Annotated in this window: 18 protein-coding genes; 9 read left to right on the top strand and 9 right to left on the bottom strand. The window is 40.0% G+C overall.

All coding sequences use genetic code 11. The features are described 5' to 3' along the window. Positions 1-155 precede the first annotated feature (155 nt). Positions 156-440, top strand: coding sequence for a DUF427 domain-containing protein (locus ACFE90_RS27915; RefSeq protein WP_375505650.1), 285 nt, complete (start codon positions 156-158; stop codon positions 438-440). A 141-nt stretch (positions 441-581) separates the two neighbouring features. On the opposite strand, the gene ACFE90_RS27910 is transcribed toward ACFE90_RS27915, so the two are convergent. Together ACFE90_RS27910 and ACFE90_RS27905 are read right to left on the bottom strand one after the other, a co-directional pair. Continuing rightward, complete coding sequence (locus ACFE90_RS27910; RefSeq protein WP_375505649.1) at positions 582-1,670, bottom strand: hypothetical protein; 1,089 nt, start codon at positions 1,668-1,670, stop codon at positions 582-584. A gap of 54 nt (positions 1,671-1,724) precedes the next feature. Then, positions 1,725-1,919 (bottom strand): hypothetical protein, encoded by a 195-nt coding sequence (locus ACFE90_RS27905; RefSeq protein WP_375505648.1) that lies wholly within the window; start codon positions 1,917-1,919, stop codon positions 1,725-1,727. A gap of 85 nt (positions 1,920-2,004) precedes the next feature. Here ACFE90_RS27905 and ACFE90_RS27900 point away from each other — a divergent pair, with 85 nt between their 5' ends. Together ACFE90_RS27900 and ACFE90_RS27895 are read left to right on the top strand one after the other, a co-directional pair. Further along, a complete protein-coding gene (locus ACFE90_RS27900; RefSeq protein WP_375505647.1) occupies positions 2,005-2,277 on the top strand; it encodes an AbrB/MazE/SpoVT family DNA-binding domain-containing protein in 273 nt (90 codons plus the stop codon). Then, positions 2,258-2,581: a type II toxin-antitoxin system PemK/MazF family toxin gene (locus ACFE90_RS27895; protein WP_375505646.1), complete on the top strand. Its 324-nt coding sequence runs from the start codon at positions 2,258-2,260 to the stop codon at positions 2,579-2,581. The genes ACFE90_RS27900 and ACFE90_RS27895 overlap by 20 nt, the downstream gene beginning before the upstream one ends. A gap of 77 nt (positions 2,582-2,658) precedes the next feature. On the opposite strand, the gene ACFE90_RS27890 is transcribed toward ACFE90_RS27895, so the two are convergent. The 4 genes from ACFE90_RS27890 to ACFE90_RS27875 form a co-directional block, all read right to left on the bottom strand. Further along, complete coding sequence (locus tag ACFE90_RS27890) at positions 2,659-3,348, bottom strand: SAM-dependent methyltransferase (RefSeq protein ID WP_375505645.1); 690 nt, start codon at positions 3,346-3,348, stop codon at positions 2,659-2,661. A gap of 43 nt (positions 3,349-3,391) precedes the next feature. Continuing rightward, positions 3,392-3,937 (bottom strand): dual specificity protein phosphatase family protein, encoded by a 546-nt coding sequence (locus ACFE90_RS27885; RefSeq protein ID WP_375505652.1) that lies wholly within the window; start codon positions 3,935-3,937, stop codon positions 3,392-3,394. Positions 3,938-4,084: 147 nt separating this feature from the next. Beyond that, positions 4,085-4,804, bottom strand: coding sequence for a pyridoxine 5'-phosphate synthase (locus tag ACFE90_RS27880; protein WP_375505644.1), 720 nt, complete (start codon positions 4,802-4,804; stop codon positions 4,085-4,087). A gap of 72 nt (positions 4,805-4,876) precedes the next feature. After that, positions 4,877-5,959, bottom strand: a complete 1,083-nt coding sequence (locus tag ACFE90_RS27875) for a sulfonate ABC transporter substrate-binding protein (RefSeq protein ID WP_375505651.1) — start codon at positions 5,957-5,959, stop codon at positions 4,877-4,879. A 211-nt stretch (positions 5,960-6,170) separates the two neighbouring features. Between ACFE90_RS27875 and ACFE90_RS27870 the strand changes: the two genes are divergently transcribed. Further along, a complete protein-coding gene (locus ACFE90_RS27870; protein WP_375505643.1) occupies positions 6,171-6,860 on the top strand; it encodes a class I SAM-dependent DNA methyltransferase in 690 nt (229 codons plus the stop codon). 393 nt (positions 6,861-7,253) lie between these two features. Next, positions 7,254-7,613 carry a VOC family protein gene (locus tag ACFE90_RS27865; RefSeq protein ID WP_375505642.1) on the top strand — a complete coding sequence of 120 codons (360 nt, stop codon included), beginning with the start codon at positions 7,254-7,256 and terminating at the stop codon, positions 7,611-7,613. Between the two features lie 358 nt (positions 7,614-7,971). Here the strand turns inward: ACFE90_RS27865 and ssuD are convergent, their stop codons facing one another. The 3 genes from ssuD to ACFE90_RS27850 all read right to left on the bottom strand — a co-directional run bounded on the left by ssuD (position 7,972) and on the right by ACFE90_RS27850 (position 11,043). Continuing rightward, positions 7,972-9,108: an FMNH2-dependent alkanesulfonate monooxygenase gene (gene ssuD, locus ACFE90_RS27860; RefSeq protein WP_375505641.1), complete on the bottom strand. Its 1,137-nt coding sequence runs from the start codon at positions 9,106-9,108 to the stop codon at positions 7,972-7,974. A 17-nt stretch (positions 9,109-9,125) separates the two neighbouring features. Next, positions 9,126-10,172: a sulfonate ABC transporter substrate-binding protein gene (locus ACFE90_RS27855; RefSeq protein ID WP_375505640.1), complete on the bottom strand. Its 1,047-nt coding sequence runs from the start codon at positions 10,170-10,172 to the stop codon at positions 9,126-9,128. A 115-nt stretch (positions 10,173-10,287) separates the two neighbouring features. Beyond that, complete coding sequence (locus ACFE90_RS27850) at positions 10,288-11,043, bottom strand: dienelactone hydrolase family protein (protein ID WP_375505639.1); 756 nt, start codon at positions 11,041-11,043, stop codon at positions 10,288-10,290. Between the two features lie 151 nt (positions 11,044-11,194). Here ACFE90_RS27850 and ACFE90_RS27845 point away from each other — a divergent pair, with 151 nt between their 5' ends. The 4 genes from ACFE90_RS27845 to ACFE90_RS27830 all read left to right on the top strand — a co-directional run bounded on the left by ACFE90_RS27845 (position 11,195) and on the right by ACFE90_RS27830 (position 14,087). After that, positions 11,195-11,608 (top strand): GNAT family acetyltransferase, encoded by a 414-nt coding sequence (locus ACFE90_RS27845; RefSeq protein ID WP_375505638.1) that lies wholly within the window; start codon positions 11,195-11,197, stop codon positions 11,606-11,608. Between the two features lie 50 nt (positions 11,609-11,658). Continuing rightward, positions 11,659-12,093 (top strand): VOC family protein, encoded by a 435-nt coding sequence (locus ACFE90_RS27840; RefSeq protein WP_375505637.1) that lies wholly within the window; start codon positions 11,659-11,661, stop codon positions 12,091-12,093. A 215-nt stretch (positions 12,094-12,308) separates the two neighbouring features. Then, complete coding sequence (locus ACFE90_RS27835; RefSeq protein WP_375505636.1) at positions 12,309-12,806, top strand: GNAT family N-acetyltransferase; 498 nt, start codon at positions 12,309-12,311, stop codon at positions 12,804-12,806. 258 nt (positions 12,807-13,064) lie between these two features. Further along, on the top strand, positions 13,065-14,087 hold the full coding sequence (locus tag ACFE90_RS27830; RefSeq protein ID WP_375505635.1) for an NADP-dependent oxidoreductase: 1,023 nt from the start codon (positions 13,065-13,067) through the stop codon (positions 14,085-14,087). The last annotated feature ends 132 nt before the right edge of the window (positions 14,088-14,219 follow it).

Genomic DNA, 14,219 nt, shown 5'->3' with positions numbered 1-14,219 from the left:
GAGGGGGCTCTTAGCTGGGGGAACTTGTTCTTACGTCTCCCACTTCTTATAAGTGGACTTAAGTAGAGCTTGGATGAACTCTCGTGTAAGGTAGCCGATAAAGTAAGCTGATAGTGTCAAAATGTTAAGTGTATAGTTTATTTGCAAACTCACTTATGCCGAAAGCAATTTGGAATGGCGCAGTTTTAGCCGAGAGCGATAATACCGTAGTTGTGGAAAACAACCATTATTTCCCTGCTGATACCATTAACAAGGAGTACTTCACAGACAGTAACACCCACAGTACTTGTCCTTGGAAAGGTGTCGCTAGCTACTACAGTATCGACGTTGATGGACAAATTAACAAAGATGCTGCTTGGTATTATCCCAGCGCCAAGGAGAAAGCTAAGAATATTGAAGGCTATGTCGCCTTTTGGAAGGGTGTAAAAGTTGAGGCTTAATAAAGCTTCCTGGAAGTATTTTAGTTTCAGGGATATTAATATTATGTCCGACTAATTGCCCATAAAATAATTAGCCCGCGCAGAGATAAATCTGAGCGGGCTTCGTATTTAAACTATTTGCGGATTTATTTTAATACGTAATTATAGCTTCGCCTTGCGAAATGCTGCAAGATTTCTCTTCGTCAGCCAAGCCAGACTACAAGCAAGTATACTACCAGCGATCGCACTTGGTTCGGGTACTGGTCGTCGCAATAAAAGAAGATCATCGACATTGAGACTGATGTTACCTCCTAAACCATCGCTGATTGACCTAGAACTGACGTTGACGGTGGCACCATCTATTATGGAAAGGCTACTGGTTGTAATAGTTATGTCACCTCCTGCTCCCAAATTATTGCTACCAGCGTTAATTTGCCCGTCATTATTTAAGCCAAGATTATCAGTAGAGATAGTTAAAGTGCCACCGTTAGTGATGCCGTTGGTAGTCCCGATGTTACTATAATCTTGGAAATTAACTTGAGTAGCATTAATGTCAGTATTGTTGCTACTAGCTAGGTGACTATGATTAGTGATGCTACTAGAATTTTGGACATTTAGTCGCCTAGTAGTAATGTCAGTATTGTTGCTGCTAACTAAGTGACTATCATCGTTGAGCGTTACATCATTAGCATTAATCTCAATATTATTGTTGCTGCTGATAGTGCTATTGATAAGTGTTAGGTCACCAGTAACGTTATCTATTTTTACATTGTTGCCGCTGATAGTGCTATTAATAAGTCTTAAGTTACTATCTATATTCACATTGTCGCCGCTAATAGTGCTATTGGTAAACGTTAGGTTACTAGAATCGTTAGCATTGATATCACCAGCGATCGCTAGCCCAGAAAATGTAACATCGGCGGCGTTAATGTCAAACACGGGGAAGTGATTATTGCCACTGATGGTAAGTAAGTTAGCACCTGGGCCATTAATAGTGAGATTTTTAGCGATCGCAAGTGCCCCACTTGTTAGGCTAATTGTACTGGGATGACTTCCCAGTAAGAACTCTACTACGTCATTGTTATTTGTAATGTTGATGGTGTCTCGCAACGAGCCAACGCCACTGTCATTGAGATTGTTAACCGTCAACGTAGCAGCTTGTGCTAATTCCACTTGCATTATTACCCAGCCTAGAGCAACGGCTGTGGAAATAGCTTGAGCGACAGCCTTTTTTCTATTGATTTTTGCCATCTAAAATTCCTCGGATGAATTTTTCAAAATTAAAAAAGTCTGAGATATTTAGTCTTATATCGTGTCCGGTTGATTACTTATTAAACCCGAAGAACCCCACCCCGCCAAAGCTATGCTTTGTCTCCCTTCTCCTTGTAGGCTATCCATTACCCGCAGTTTATACTTAGCGATCGCATCTGGTAATTTTAAGAGCCATGCCAAGATAGATAGAGTAGACATCGTATCTGGTAATTTTGAAAGCGATCGCATTAAAATTTATTGAAAAATTGAGTACTTCTTGACAAAAGCTTAATTAGTATTCACAATGTAATTACAATCAAGGATAAGTATCCTCATGGGGACAGCAATTAGAACCCGTATTATTAAAATTGGGAATTCTCAAGGTATCCGCATTCCTAAACTTTTGCTGGAACAAAGTGGTATTGGTAAAGAGGTGGAAATTGAAATTCAAGATTGTCACCTAATTGTCCGTGCTGCCTCTCAATCGCGCAAGGGGTGGGATGAAGCATTTGCAAGAATGGCGAAGCAACATGACGATGCACTGCTCGATGATAGCGTAACTACAAAGTGGGAGCATCTAGAGTGGAGTGGTAGTCAATCGATTTGATGTGTTTTTGGTTAACCTCAACCCAACGATTGGCAGTGAGATTCAGAAGACAAAACCCTGTGTAGTAATTTCACCAGATGAGATGAATAAATATATTGCCACGGTTATTGTTGCTCCGATGACAACTAAAGGACAGTCTTATCCGACTCGTGTTGCTTGTCAGTTTCAGGGTAAGGATGGGCAAATCGTTCTAGAGCAAATTCGTACAGTTGACAAAACTCGATTAGTCAAAAAGCTAGGTCAGATTGACTCTGATGAACAAAAAGCAGTTTTAGAGACTTTAGCTGAAATGTTTGCCGAATAATATGCCTAATAATCCTATACACTGGATGGTTATGAAATTCCACCGTAATGGTTATACTAATTCTCTATGAGTATGAATTATATAACATCTCTGTTTATCTTCAACATTTTATTTCCACCAGGCTGTAATTCGTATTCAACCTTTTCAATATTTATTTTATAACCCATTGAAGTGTAATATTTTACGATTTCATCTAAATGTTGTGAATGTTTCCACATTAAAGTTATGAGGGGAAATATTCGGACTTCTTTAGCAATACGCAGCATCTCACCTATAGAATCTAAGTGAAAATTGTAATCGAGATGATCTGAATATAAAAACAAGAAATGTGAACAAAGGGCTAAATCAAATTCTTGATTATCATAAGCCAATTTTGGCAATTCACCGACTCTGTATCTGTTGCTCTTTTTGCCAGTTTCATAATCAGACAAAAATTCTCGAATAACTTTGACTCGATTGTGCCGCAAATGATCCGGAGATTTATGATAGCTCCATACCCAATCATTCGATGTAGCCTTGACTTGGTTAATGATGTTATCTACTACTTCATTAAATCTTTGCAATATCTCATTACCGGAAAATTGGTAGAGTGGATCAACAGAAACTACACTTTTACCCTGACGTGTCATTTCTGCATTAAAGCTTGCTGGCCCATCTCCAATCCCAACAATTCTTTTATTTAAATCTGCATTTGTTAAATTGAATATTTTTATATATTCATCCATTGACCTTCCAAAAGGAACTACTTTATCTAGAACCATTGCCATAGAGTTTACCTTGTCAATAAACTGACTAAACAGGATGATAGCATCAAAATGTTGTATTCACTGCGAGACGGCAATCATTCAGAAGCACATCAAGTTCTTTTACAACTGCCAAGGGATTTCTACCTATAAACACAGCAGCTAACGCAGCTTCATAAGGATTTCTACCTGTTTTCTTGACAGCATTTATTGCAGCTTGATTTGATAATCCTCGGACACTAACTAGCCATGCCGCTAATACATGTCCAGTACGCCCAATTCCACCAGAGCAATGTACAACGACTTTCTTATTTTCTTTATCTGCTTCTATTAAGAAAGGAAGTATTTTCTGTGTGAGGGTTTCTAAATCACATAGATGGAAATCTGCAATTGGTGCCCAACACACTAGTTGATTACCAAACTCCTGTTTGTAGGTGTCCAGAAGATTAGAGTAAGAAGCTAGCTGTTGATTAGGAAGAAGGCAGCAAACCCGTTTGATATCTTGGCACTTGATGAATTGTATCCAATCCTGAACCTTATTATTAGTGTATCCAGGTCGCGCAGCACCAAATACTATTTGCTCATTCTGCCAAGCCGGGGCAAACTTATACATATTTAACTGTCTGACTTCTGAATTTTGGAAGTTGCTGGTTGCAGCCATAAAATAGCTAGTTATTTTTTGATTAAATAGAATACTTTGGCGGAGTATTCAGACGGTAAAATATATGGTGTATTCACCTATTGCAAAAAGGTTTTTAATCTAGTTCAAAGATAGTATTTTTAAATATTCTTGCACAGCAGTAAATAATCCCACCTCCAAAGCATCGGCAATCAAGGCATGACCAATAGACACTTCAAGTATGCCAGAAATTGTACAGAATTTTTCTAAGTTTTGCAGATTTAAATCATGCCCAGCGTTCACTCCTAAACCAATTTCCTGAGCCTTCTGTGTTGCTTTTTGGTAGTCTTGAAATACAGACTCTGCATTGCCATTACGAAAAGCTGTTGCATAAGGTTCTGTATATAGCTCAATGCGATCGCTTCCAATCTCTTTAGCACGTTTAATTTGAGTTAAGTCAGTATCCATAAACAAGCTAACTCGAACACCGAGGTCTTTTAGCTCTCGAATGATTGGTCTGAGCCAAGAAGCATCTGTAGCCAGATCCCATCCGTGGTCTGATGTGAAAGCATCAGGTGCATCGGGAACTAAGGTACACTGCGTTGGTTTGATTTTTCGGACTATCTCTAAAAATTGAGGTGACGGATTACCTTCTATGTTGAACTCAACAGTCAATACCTGCGCCAGGGCATCAACATCTTCGGGCTTGATATGTCGCTGGTCTGGGCGTGGATGAACTGTGATTCCCTGTGCGCCAGCTTTAATACAGGTCAAAGCCGCTTCAATCACACTCGGTCTACCAAAATTTCGAGCATTTCTGAGTAAAGCGACTTTGTTAAGGTTAACGCTGAGATTGGTCATATTACCTGTCCACCAAAAACTGTGTCACTGGCAAATAATAAATGGGCTAATCCGTAATTCAAAAATTACCAATTATGAATTATTCACTTTGCCTTGCCAAACAATTTCTTTAACTTTGATTTCTTTCGGAATCAATTTAATTTTGTAGAAGCTATCTGCAATCTCTTGTTGTTTATTAATTACTTCATCTGTGAGCGAAAGTACATCATGCTCACGCCGCTTTTCTGCTATTTCCAACACAGGAACATCTATACCCAAAGCAGGGGAAAGAAATTTAGCAACTTCACTAGGATTATTCTTTGCCCAGTCACTAACTTTCTTCACCTGATCGAGAACTATTTTCAAAGAATCTGGCTTGGCATCAACAAAAGATTTTGCAGCAAGATAATAACCACGATTGGGAGCTAATCCCGTCGCGTCTACTAAGGTACGTGCGCCTGTTGCTGCTTGTGCTGCGGCTAAGTACGGGTCCCAAATTGCCCAAGCATCAATCTTTTTCCTCTCAAAGGCAGCACGAGCATCGGCGGGAGTGAGAGTTACTTGTTGAATGTCACTGTACTGTACCCCTGCTTTTTCCAGTGCTTTCACTAATAGGTAGTTAGCATTAGAACCTTTGGCAAAAGCCACTTTTTTACCCTTGAGTTCAGCCACACTTTTAATAGGTGAATCCTTGGGCACCAGAATAGCTTCAGCCTTGGGACTCCAAGGATCGTAGGCAACATAAACCAAAGGAATACCTCCAGCTTGAGCAAATATAGGTGGTGATTCTCCGGTATAGCCAAAATCAATACTGCCTGCATTCAATGCCTCTAGGAGTGGAGGCCCAGCCGGAAATTCCGACCAAGTTACGGAAGTTCCTGAAGTTGCGAAAGCTTTTTCTAATTCCCCTCTCCCCTTCAGCGCATAGAGAATAGTTGACGCTTTCTGGTAGCCTATGCGAACTGTAATACTGCTAGCTGCTGGACTGGGGGCTTGGGTCGCCTGCGGTGTGCCAGAGTTGTTGCTTGCGCTTGGAGAACAAGCAGAGACAGCCAGAGTTAAGCTAAGTCCCACTGCAAACAGTAGGGAAAAAGTGCGGATTCTTGGTTGTTGGAACCTTTCAAGGAAGGCAAAAGCCATACCCAGCAGTCGGGTTGGAAAGAACTTAGTCAACATCATCACTCTGCTTTTAAGGGTAAATTAATATCAGACTACAGCAAAACTACGGTAGAACTCCGGCAAGTTTATTGATTAACCGTACTATTGTAGAATGATAAAAATATCACATAATTAAAGATTAAATGCAAGTTTATTCGCTGGATACAAAATTTTCCTTAAAAGTCATAGCAACGTCAAATCCAAACTCAACGAAATCAGAAAGCACGCGATGACAGATAATATTCTTGAACAACAGATTGAGTACTATCGCGCTAGAGCCAACGAATATGATGAGTGGTTCTATAGGAAAGGACGCTATGATCGCGGTGCCCAAAACAACCAACGCTGGTTTAATGAAGTAGCTGTTATCAAAAATACATTACACCAAATTGGTGTGGTAGATGATATTTTAGAGTTAGCATGTGGAACAGGTATCTGGACGCAGGAGCTTTTAAATATCGGAAAAAAAATTACTGCGATCGATGCCTCTGAAGAAGTTATTGCAATTAATCGCTCTAAGGTACTTCCACTGAGTGTTGAATATCACCTAATTGATTTATTCTCATGGCAACCTGACACTAAATATGATTTAGTTTTCTTTGCCTTTTGGCTCTCTCATGTGCCGCCAAAATTACTCGATTCATTTTTGACAAAAGTCTATCAATCTGTTCGCCTTGGTGGAGAAGTATTTATCATTGACTCTCGCTTTGAACCGACATCAACGGCTAAGAATCATATTCTTAAAGACGACGGAAACATATATGAAAGCCGAAAGTTAAATGATGGTCAAGAATTTCAGATTGTCAAAATTTTTTATCAGCCTGATGAACTTCAAGACAAGCTTAAAAAAACAGGCTTTCAGGCTAAGGTAAAGGTGACAGATAACTATTTTATCTATGCACATGGGAGAAAGGTTTAAAAAATTCGTAATTCACACTATGCCTCACTGATTCAGTATCAACTAAATGCTATAGGAGTATCAGACGTATTTTTTCTAATGGAGACATCAATTCAACATGACATGAGGAAGCCTCATGCGACGATTTTCCATAACTACTCCTTAAGTTATGTACTGATGCTTGATCATGTATATATATTAGTAAGAACTATACAGATGACTGATGTGGGGCTAAAGGAGTAGAAATGAAATGTATTTTGATTGACAGCCAACAACGTTATCTAGAGCTAGGTGAACAGAGAGTTGAAGACCTTTTTCAAATTGAAGATAACCTATTTCTTGATCAATCTTAGTTAACTATGATTGCCGAGTAAGCAAAATAAAATCCACTAGCTGCCTAACAGACAGTTTGCAATGCAAATTCTTAAAGTACTAACCAGAGTCTATCTGAGTCCGATAGACTTGGATGAGGCGATCGCTTTCTATGAAAACCTCTTTACAGAAAAATGTTGGTTGTGGTTTCAATATTCCGAAGCTGAGTTGGAACTCGCAGGTGTGGGTTCTATTCTTTTAATTGCTGGTTCGGCAGAAGCACTCTCTTCATTCAAGAGTACACATGCAACATTTCTCGTTGACTCACTCAATGATTTTCGAGAAGCACTTATTCAGCAGGGTGCAGTGATTCTGGCCGAACCCAACAAAGTCCCCACTGGAGTCAATATGCGAGCGATGCATCCTGATGGAACCATTATTGAGTATGTTGAATTTACTTGATTAATTTTTAGCCTAAAAACTATTTTGGCATTACTTTATCATAATATATTTGCAGACATGAGGAAATTAAAAGATCAAGAAAGTATCATTTTCGATTTGAACGATACGCTAATTCTCAAGGTGGCAGATGTAGAAGCAGGGTTTTTGGCAAAGTGAACAAGGCTAAACCCAGAGAAGATAGAGGTTTAGGGACTTCCAACTAAAAAAATATCCTATCGCTTTGGCGAGCTGGCGTTGCAGAGGAGGAAGAATCTAATGATCATCTTCGCTCCCAAAATTGAATAATTTAATTTCTGGAAATCCCTTAGTTATACCAACTTTTTCAAACTGACTTTCTTAAGTATGAATTACGAATTGCTTACACAGGCTGTGGTTTGAGTAAATCTGTTTTGGTAACAAATTCACTGAATGTACTTGCAACCTGCTGCGGTAATGCAATTGCGGGAGTTTGTAGTGGCAAGTGGGGAAACACTAATTCCGCGACTCGATAGGCTTCTTCGAGATGGGGATACCCTGAGAAAACGAAGGTATCAATTCCTAAATCGGCATATTCCAGCATTCGCGCTGCAACTGTCTGTGGATCTCCAACTAAAGCAGTACCAGCACCCCCACGCACTAAACCAACACCTGCCCATAAGTTGGGGCTAATTTCTAAGTTTTGGCGATTACCTTTATGTAGTTGGGCCATGCGGCGTTGTCCTTCAGATTCAGATTCAGCAAACCGCCGATGTGCAGCAGCTATGGTTTCATTATCCACATACTGAATCAGTTCATTAGCTGCATCCCAAGCTTTTTGCGTAGTTTCACGTACTATAACGTGCATCCGAATCCCAAAGCGGACTGTTCTACCTTGTTCTGCTGCTAATCGGCGTACTTTTGTAATCTTTTGGGCAACTTGCTCTGGTGGTTCACCCCAAGTTAAATACACATCAATATGTTTGGCAGCAACTTGGAGCGCAGCATCTGAAGAACCACCAAAATATAAGGTGGGATAAGGCTTTTGTACGGGAGGAAATTGGAGTTTTGCCCCTTTAACTTTTAGATGACGACCACTATAGGTTACTTCTTCACCTTGCATGAGCGATCGCCAAATTGTCAAAAACTCATCTGTAAGTTCATAACGCTGATCGTGATCTAAGAAAATCCCATCTTTAGCAAGTTCTTTTGTATCGCCACCAGTGACAACATTTAGAATAATTCTACCGTTAGAAATCTGGTCAAAAGTAGCAGCCATTCTGACTGCCAAGGAAGGCGACATAATTGCTGGACGGAAAGCTACGAGAAACCGCAAGCGTTCTGTAACTGAAATTAACGAAGTAGCTACAATCCAAGTATCCTGTTTTTGTCCAGTACCAATCAGCATCCCACCATAACCCAATTTATCAACAGCTTGGGCAATTTGCTGCATATAAGGATAAGTGGCTGGTCGCCTGCCGATTGTAGTACCTAAATAACGCTCGTCTCCTTGTGTCGGCAAATACCAAAAAACTTCCATGTTCCTATCTCCTAGTGCTATTTCTGACTGATGGTTTCTGGTGTGATAGCTGCATATTGTTCAGTAGTCAGCATCGCTTCCTTGATACTAATAGGTTTAGGAATTACTTTTTCTTTGGCAAACAAATCTGCAATCTTCTGTTGATTTTCCATGATTTCTGGCGTAATTGGTCTTAAACCGTAAGTTCGCCTTTCAACCATTGTTGTTAAAATATCTTCATCAATTTTCAGATGAGGAATAATAAGTTTTACAACTTCCGCTCGGTTTTTCTCACCCCATTTACCTGTGTTATCTATCTCCTCTAGAACTAATCGCACTAATTTCGGATTTTCTGTGGCAAACTTTCGCGACGCCATGTAATATCCGCCTTGAGTAGCAATGCCACTAGCATCTCGCAAAACACGAGCATTTGCCTTTTTTTGGGCTACGGCTAAATAAGGGTCCCAAGTTACCCAAGCATCAATTTTTCCTTGAATAAAAGCATCACGGGCTTCTGAAGGAGGGAGACTAATAGCTTGAATATCACTATATTTCAAACCAGCCTCTTCCAAAGCCTTTATTAATAAGTAATGGGAAGCAGAACCCTTTTGAAAAACTACTTTTTTACCTTTGAGGTCGGCTAAAGTGCGAATTGGTGAATTTTTTTGAACGATAATTCCGCTTCCTTTACCAGTACTAGGTTTATTACTAGCAACATAAACTAAAGATGCACCAGCAGCTTGGGCAAATATCGGGGGAGTTTCGCCTACAGAGCCAATATCAACCCTACCGACATTCATTGCTTCCATCAGTTGTGGCCCGGCGGCAAATTGTGCCCATTCAACGGAAACACCTAAAGGCTGTAGACGTTTTTCTATCAATCCTTTGAGTCTGACAATATCCCCAGAAGTTTGATATCCCATTCGGACAACTTTGGTTTCCAAACCAGTGGTTTGATTTTCTGAATTTGGGGTTTGAACTGAGCAGCTAATTAAGGTTGTTGAGATTGTTAATAATCCAGGTAATAAAAATAGTGAAAAACCTTGGAAAATCTTAAATCGTGGCTGTTTGAAGGCGGAAATCATAGATGTGATACTTTGTTTTTTTATTTGCTTTTGATTATTTAGTTAATATTTGCTGATGTTCAGTAGAGGCGCACATCTGTACGCCCAAAGCGCGTATTGCTACTAACACCAAGATTTAGACTTTTTGAAGCTGAAGGTTCTTTTGGAACAGTTCTTGAACGTTTTTCCAAGCATCAGCAGCAGCTTCGGCATTGTAGCTGGCACGATGGTTGCAGAAAAAGCCATGTCCTGCTCCAGGATAACGGAAGATAGCATGGGTAATTTGATTTTTCTTCAATTCAGCTTCGATCTGCTCTGTTTGTTCTAATGGAATTCCCTGATCGTCAAGACCAAAGAAGGCGTAAATAGGGCCTTTAATATCGGGAGTGCGGGTGATGGTTGGTTCTCCACCGCCAGGAGTTGAGTTGGGAATACCGCCACCATAGAAGGAAGCTGTAACTTTAATATCTGGTAACGTGGCAGCTAGGTAAACGACATGACCACCAAAGCAGAAACCAATAGAGCCGATCGCATCTCCTTGCACATTTGGTAGAGTTCTTAAATAGGCGATCGCAGCCTTAATATCACTCAATATTTCATCTGCTGTAGTCTGCTCCTTATATTGTCTTCCTTCCTGGATATCTTCAGGGGTGTATCCACCCTCGAAACCGGGAGCGGTGCGTTGAAATAAAGTCGGGGCGATCACCACATACCCCTCTTTAGCAAATTTTTCAGCAACTTCCCGAATGTGAATATTGACGCCAAAGATTTCCTGAATCACGATAACGGCTGGGAACGTTCCCTTTTGTGCTGGTTCAGCTAAGTAAGCATCAATTTGCAAATCTCCGTTAGGGACTTTAACTTGAGCGGTGCGAATTTCTGGGTTTGTCATCTTAGGGATTAGCCTGTAATTGCTTTGGGGACGAAACGTTTTATGGTAAGTTTTGTACAATATTACTTAAACTTTACCGATTTACCGTAGTTTTTAGAGTAGTATTTCACAAACAATGTGCAAAGGCAAGTCCTTTGATTTAGAGATGTAGATGAATATAAGACCATATCAAGAATCTGATGCTGAATCAGTCAGCGCTCTGTGGGATAAGGTGTTTCCTAATAACCCATCGCACAGCAGCCCAAAATTGGTAATCAGTCAAAAACTTGCTGTACAGTCTGAGTTGTTTTTCGTTACGGAGATTAACTCTGTAATTGTAGGCACTATAATGGCAGGATATGACAGGCATCGCGGTTGGCTATACACAGTTGCGGTCAGTCCTCACTATCAACGGCAGGGTATTGGTAGCAAGCTAGTGCGGCACGCAGAGAAGGTATTGATAGCGATGGGATGCCTCAAAATCAATCTCCAAGTCCGTGTCTCCAACGCAGAAGTAGTTGAGTTTTATAGAAAACTTGGCTATCTCGTCGAAGAACGCATCAGTATGGGAAAGCTTGTCGCATAGGTGATTGATTGTAGAGTTGCCAAATTTAACCCAAACTAGGAGAAAAATTTATGAAGCTTGATGCAGTTCATCATATTCAGGTAACTTATCCTCTTGAGGTGGAGGATGCAATGCTGTTTTTCTATAGCAAAGTTTTGGGATTGACTGAAATTCCCAGACCTGAGGTACTCAAAAACGATTCAGGAGCGTGGTACAAGTTGGGAGATATTGAGCTGCACATTAGTACAGAGAAAAACACCAATAACCAAGCATCTAGACGACATTATTGTTTTCAAGTCGATAACTTGAACGCCTTTGAGGAACACCTAAAAAGACATGGGGTAGAAATTATTCCCGATCAACGACCAATTCCAGGATGTGTAAGGTTTTTCCTGCGCGATCCCGGTGGGAATCGTATAGAAATTGCAGAGTTCGTCAAGAGTACTTTTGTCCAGCTACAAACAGAGGAGTTGCTATTAGAAAGACATTCAGTAACGTTGTCTTAGATACCAAGATGATTGGAAGTTGCACGCCAGTTATTACCCTGCTTTAAACTTTCTGGCGAGCCTCTAAAAAAGCTTGATTTTCTGCTAGTACAGCACGGCGTAAATAAACCACCCATTCCAAATCAACGAAACTCTTACGCTATATTCCTTTTGACTTTTGACTTTTGACTTTTGACTTCCGCTTTGCGGTACTAGTCTGCGTAGGCGAATTAATTATGTGGATTGAACGTGCAACTCCTGAACACCAGAGAGCCTTTAATAATTGGGGTAAATTTGACCGCCTAGAGACAAAAACATGCCGTCCTATTATTGATGGACAAAGAATTACCATAAGTGATAAAGCAATAATTTTTGCTTTCTTCATAGATGGGTTAGAAGAACCTGTAGGAAGATTCAGATATTTTGATATTAACCCACGAAATCGTTCGGCAGAATTTGGATATACCATCAATCCAAAATGGCGAAAACAGGGTTTAGGAACAAAAATGCTGATTACTACTATCGATTACCTGTTTACAACAACAGAACTCAACAAATTATATTGTCAGACTGCTGCTTTCAATATTGGCTCAGTTAAACTACTTCAAAAGCTCGGTTTTTATAGAGATGGAATTTTAAGAGAACATCACGAGTTAGACGGTAAACTATGGGATGATTATATTTACAGCATCTTACGGAGTGAGTGGAAAATTAGCAAATTTTTCAATAATTAACTGTTTAATTAATCTGATTTAGTGATATAGCCATTCAAGTGAATTTTTTAACTGATTGTGTGTATGCGGGTTAAAACGCGATTAATCGCGTACTGGGAATAGTAAATCACGCTTTTCGAGTTGTATAGAGTTTTTTTGAAAAATAAAATAGCAATCCTATATTTTTTTGTAAATCTCACACTAAAGGTAGAAGTATTTCCGGAATGAGTACACACATCTATATATAAATAGTCAGATTAATTCAGAGGAAAATAACTTATGTCTGATTTAATTAACAAACAAATTATCCTTAAAAGTCGTCCAGTCGGCGAACCAAAGGAGAGTGATTTTGCTTTAGTAGAAACACCAATTCCCGAACCGGGTGAAGGCGAAATTCTTAGCCGCACCATTTACCTATCTTTAGACCCTTACATGCGTGGTCGCATTAGTGAAAGCAAGTCTTATGCTGCATCAGTAGAGTTGGATTCAGTTATTGTAGGTGGTACAGTCAGCCAAGTAATTAAATCAAATCATCCTCAATTTCAAGTTGGGGATTTTATTCTTAGCAATAACGGTTGGCAAACTTATGCTCTATCTAAGGGTGAGACACTGCGTAAACTTGATCCTACTCAAGCACCTTTATCTTATAGTCTAGGTGTATTGGGTATGCCAGGTCTGACTGCTTATGCTGCTCTACTTGATATCGGTCAACCAAAAAAAGGTGAAACTGTTGTGGTTTCAGCCGCTTCTGGTGCTGTCGGTGCAGTAGCAGGTCAAATTGCCAAAATTAAAGGTGCGCGAGTCGTGGGAATTGTCGGAAGTGACGATAAGCAAGATTATATAGTTAAGGAATTAGGTTTTGATGTTGGCATTAATCGCAAAACTCAAGAACTTGATTCAGCCCTCAAAGAAGCTGCTCCTAATGGCATTGATGTTTACTATGATAATACAGCTGGTGTGATTCTAGAAACTGTGTTGCAGCAGATCAACCTTGGGGCAAGAATTCCATTAGTAGGTTTGATTTCGGAGTATAACGCTACATCTACTCCACCAGGGCCTAATTTAAGACCACTACTAATTAAGCGGGCTTTGATTAAAGGTTTTCTAGTTGGTGATTACCAACATCGGTTTAATGATTTTTTACGTGATGTTTCTGGATGGTTACAGTCTGGTCAACTCAAGTATAAAGAAGATGTAGTTGTTGGTTTAGAGAACGCTCCTGGTGCATTCATCGGTTTACTTCGAGGTGATAATTTTGGCAAGTTGGTTGTTAAGGTTAATGACGACCCAACAGCAGCTTGAGCGGCTATTAAGCTAGGTGTGTGCTACGTTGACGCAAATCATATCATGTCAGCTTGATTGCTTATTAAACCCGAAGAACCCCACCCCGCCAAAGCTACGCTTTGTGTTCCCTCCCGAGGAGCGGGGTGGGGT

The sequence above is a fragment of the uncultured Nostoc sp. genome (assembly GCF_964245445.1).
GTDB lineage: Bacteria > Cyanobacteriota > Cyanobacteriia > Cyanobacteriales > Nostocaceae > Nostoc.
Note: the sequence above shows the minus strand (reverse complement) of the source record. Positions and strands in the feature narration are given on the sequence as shown.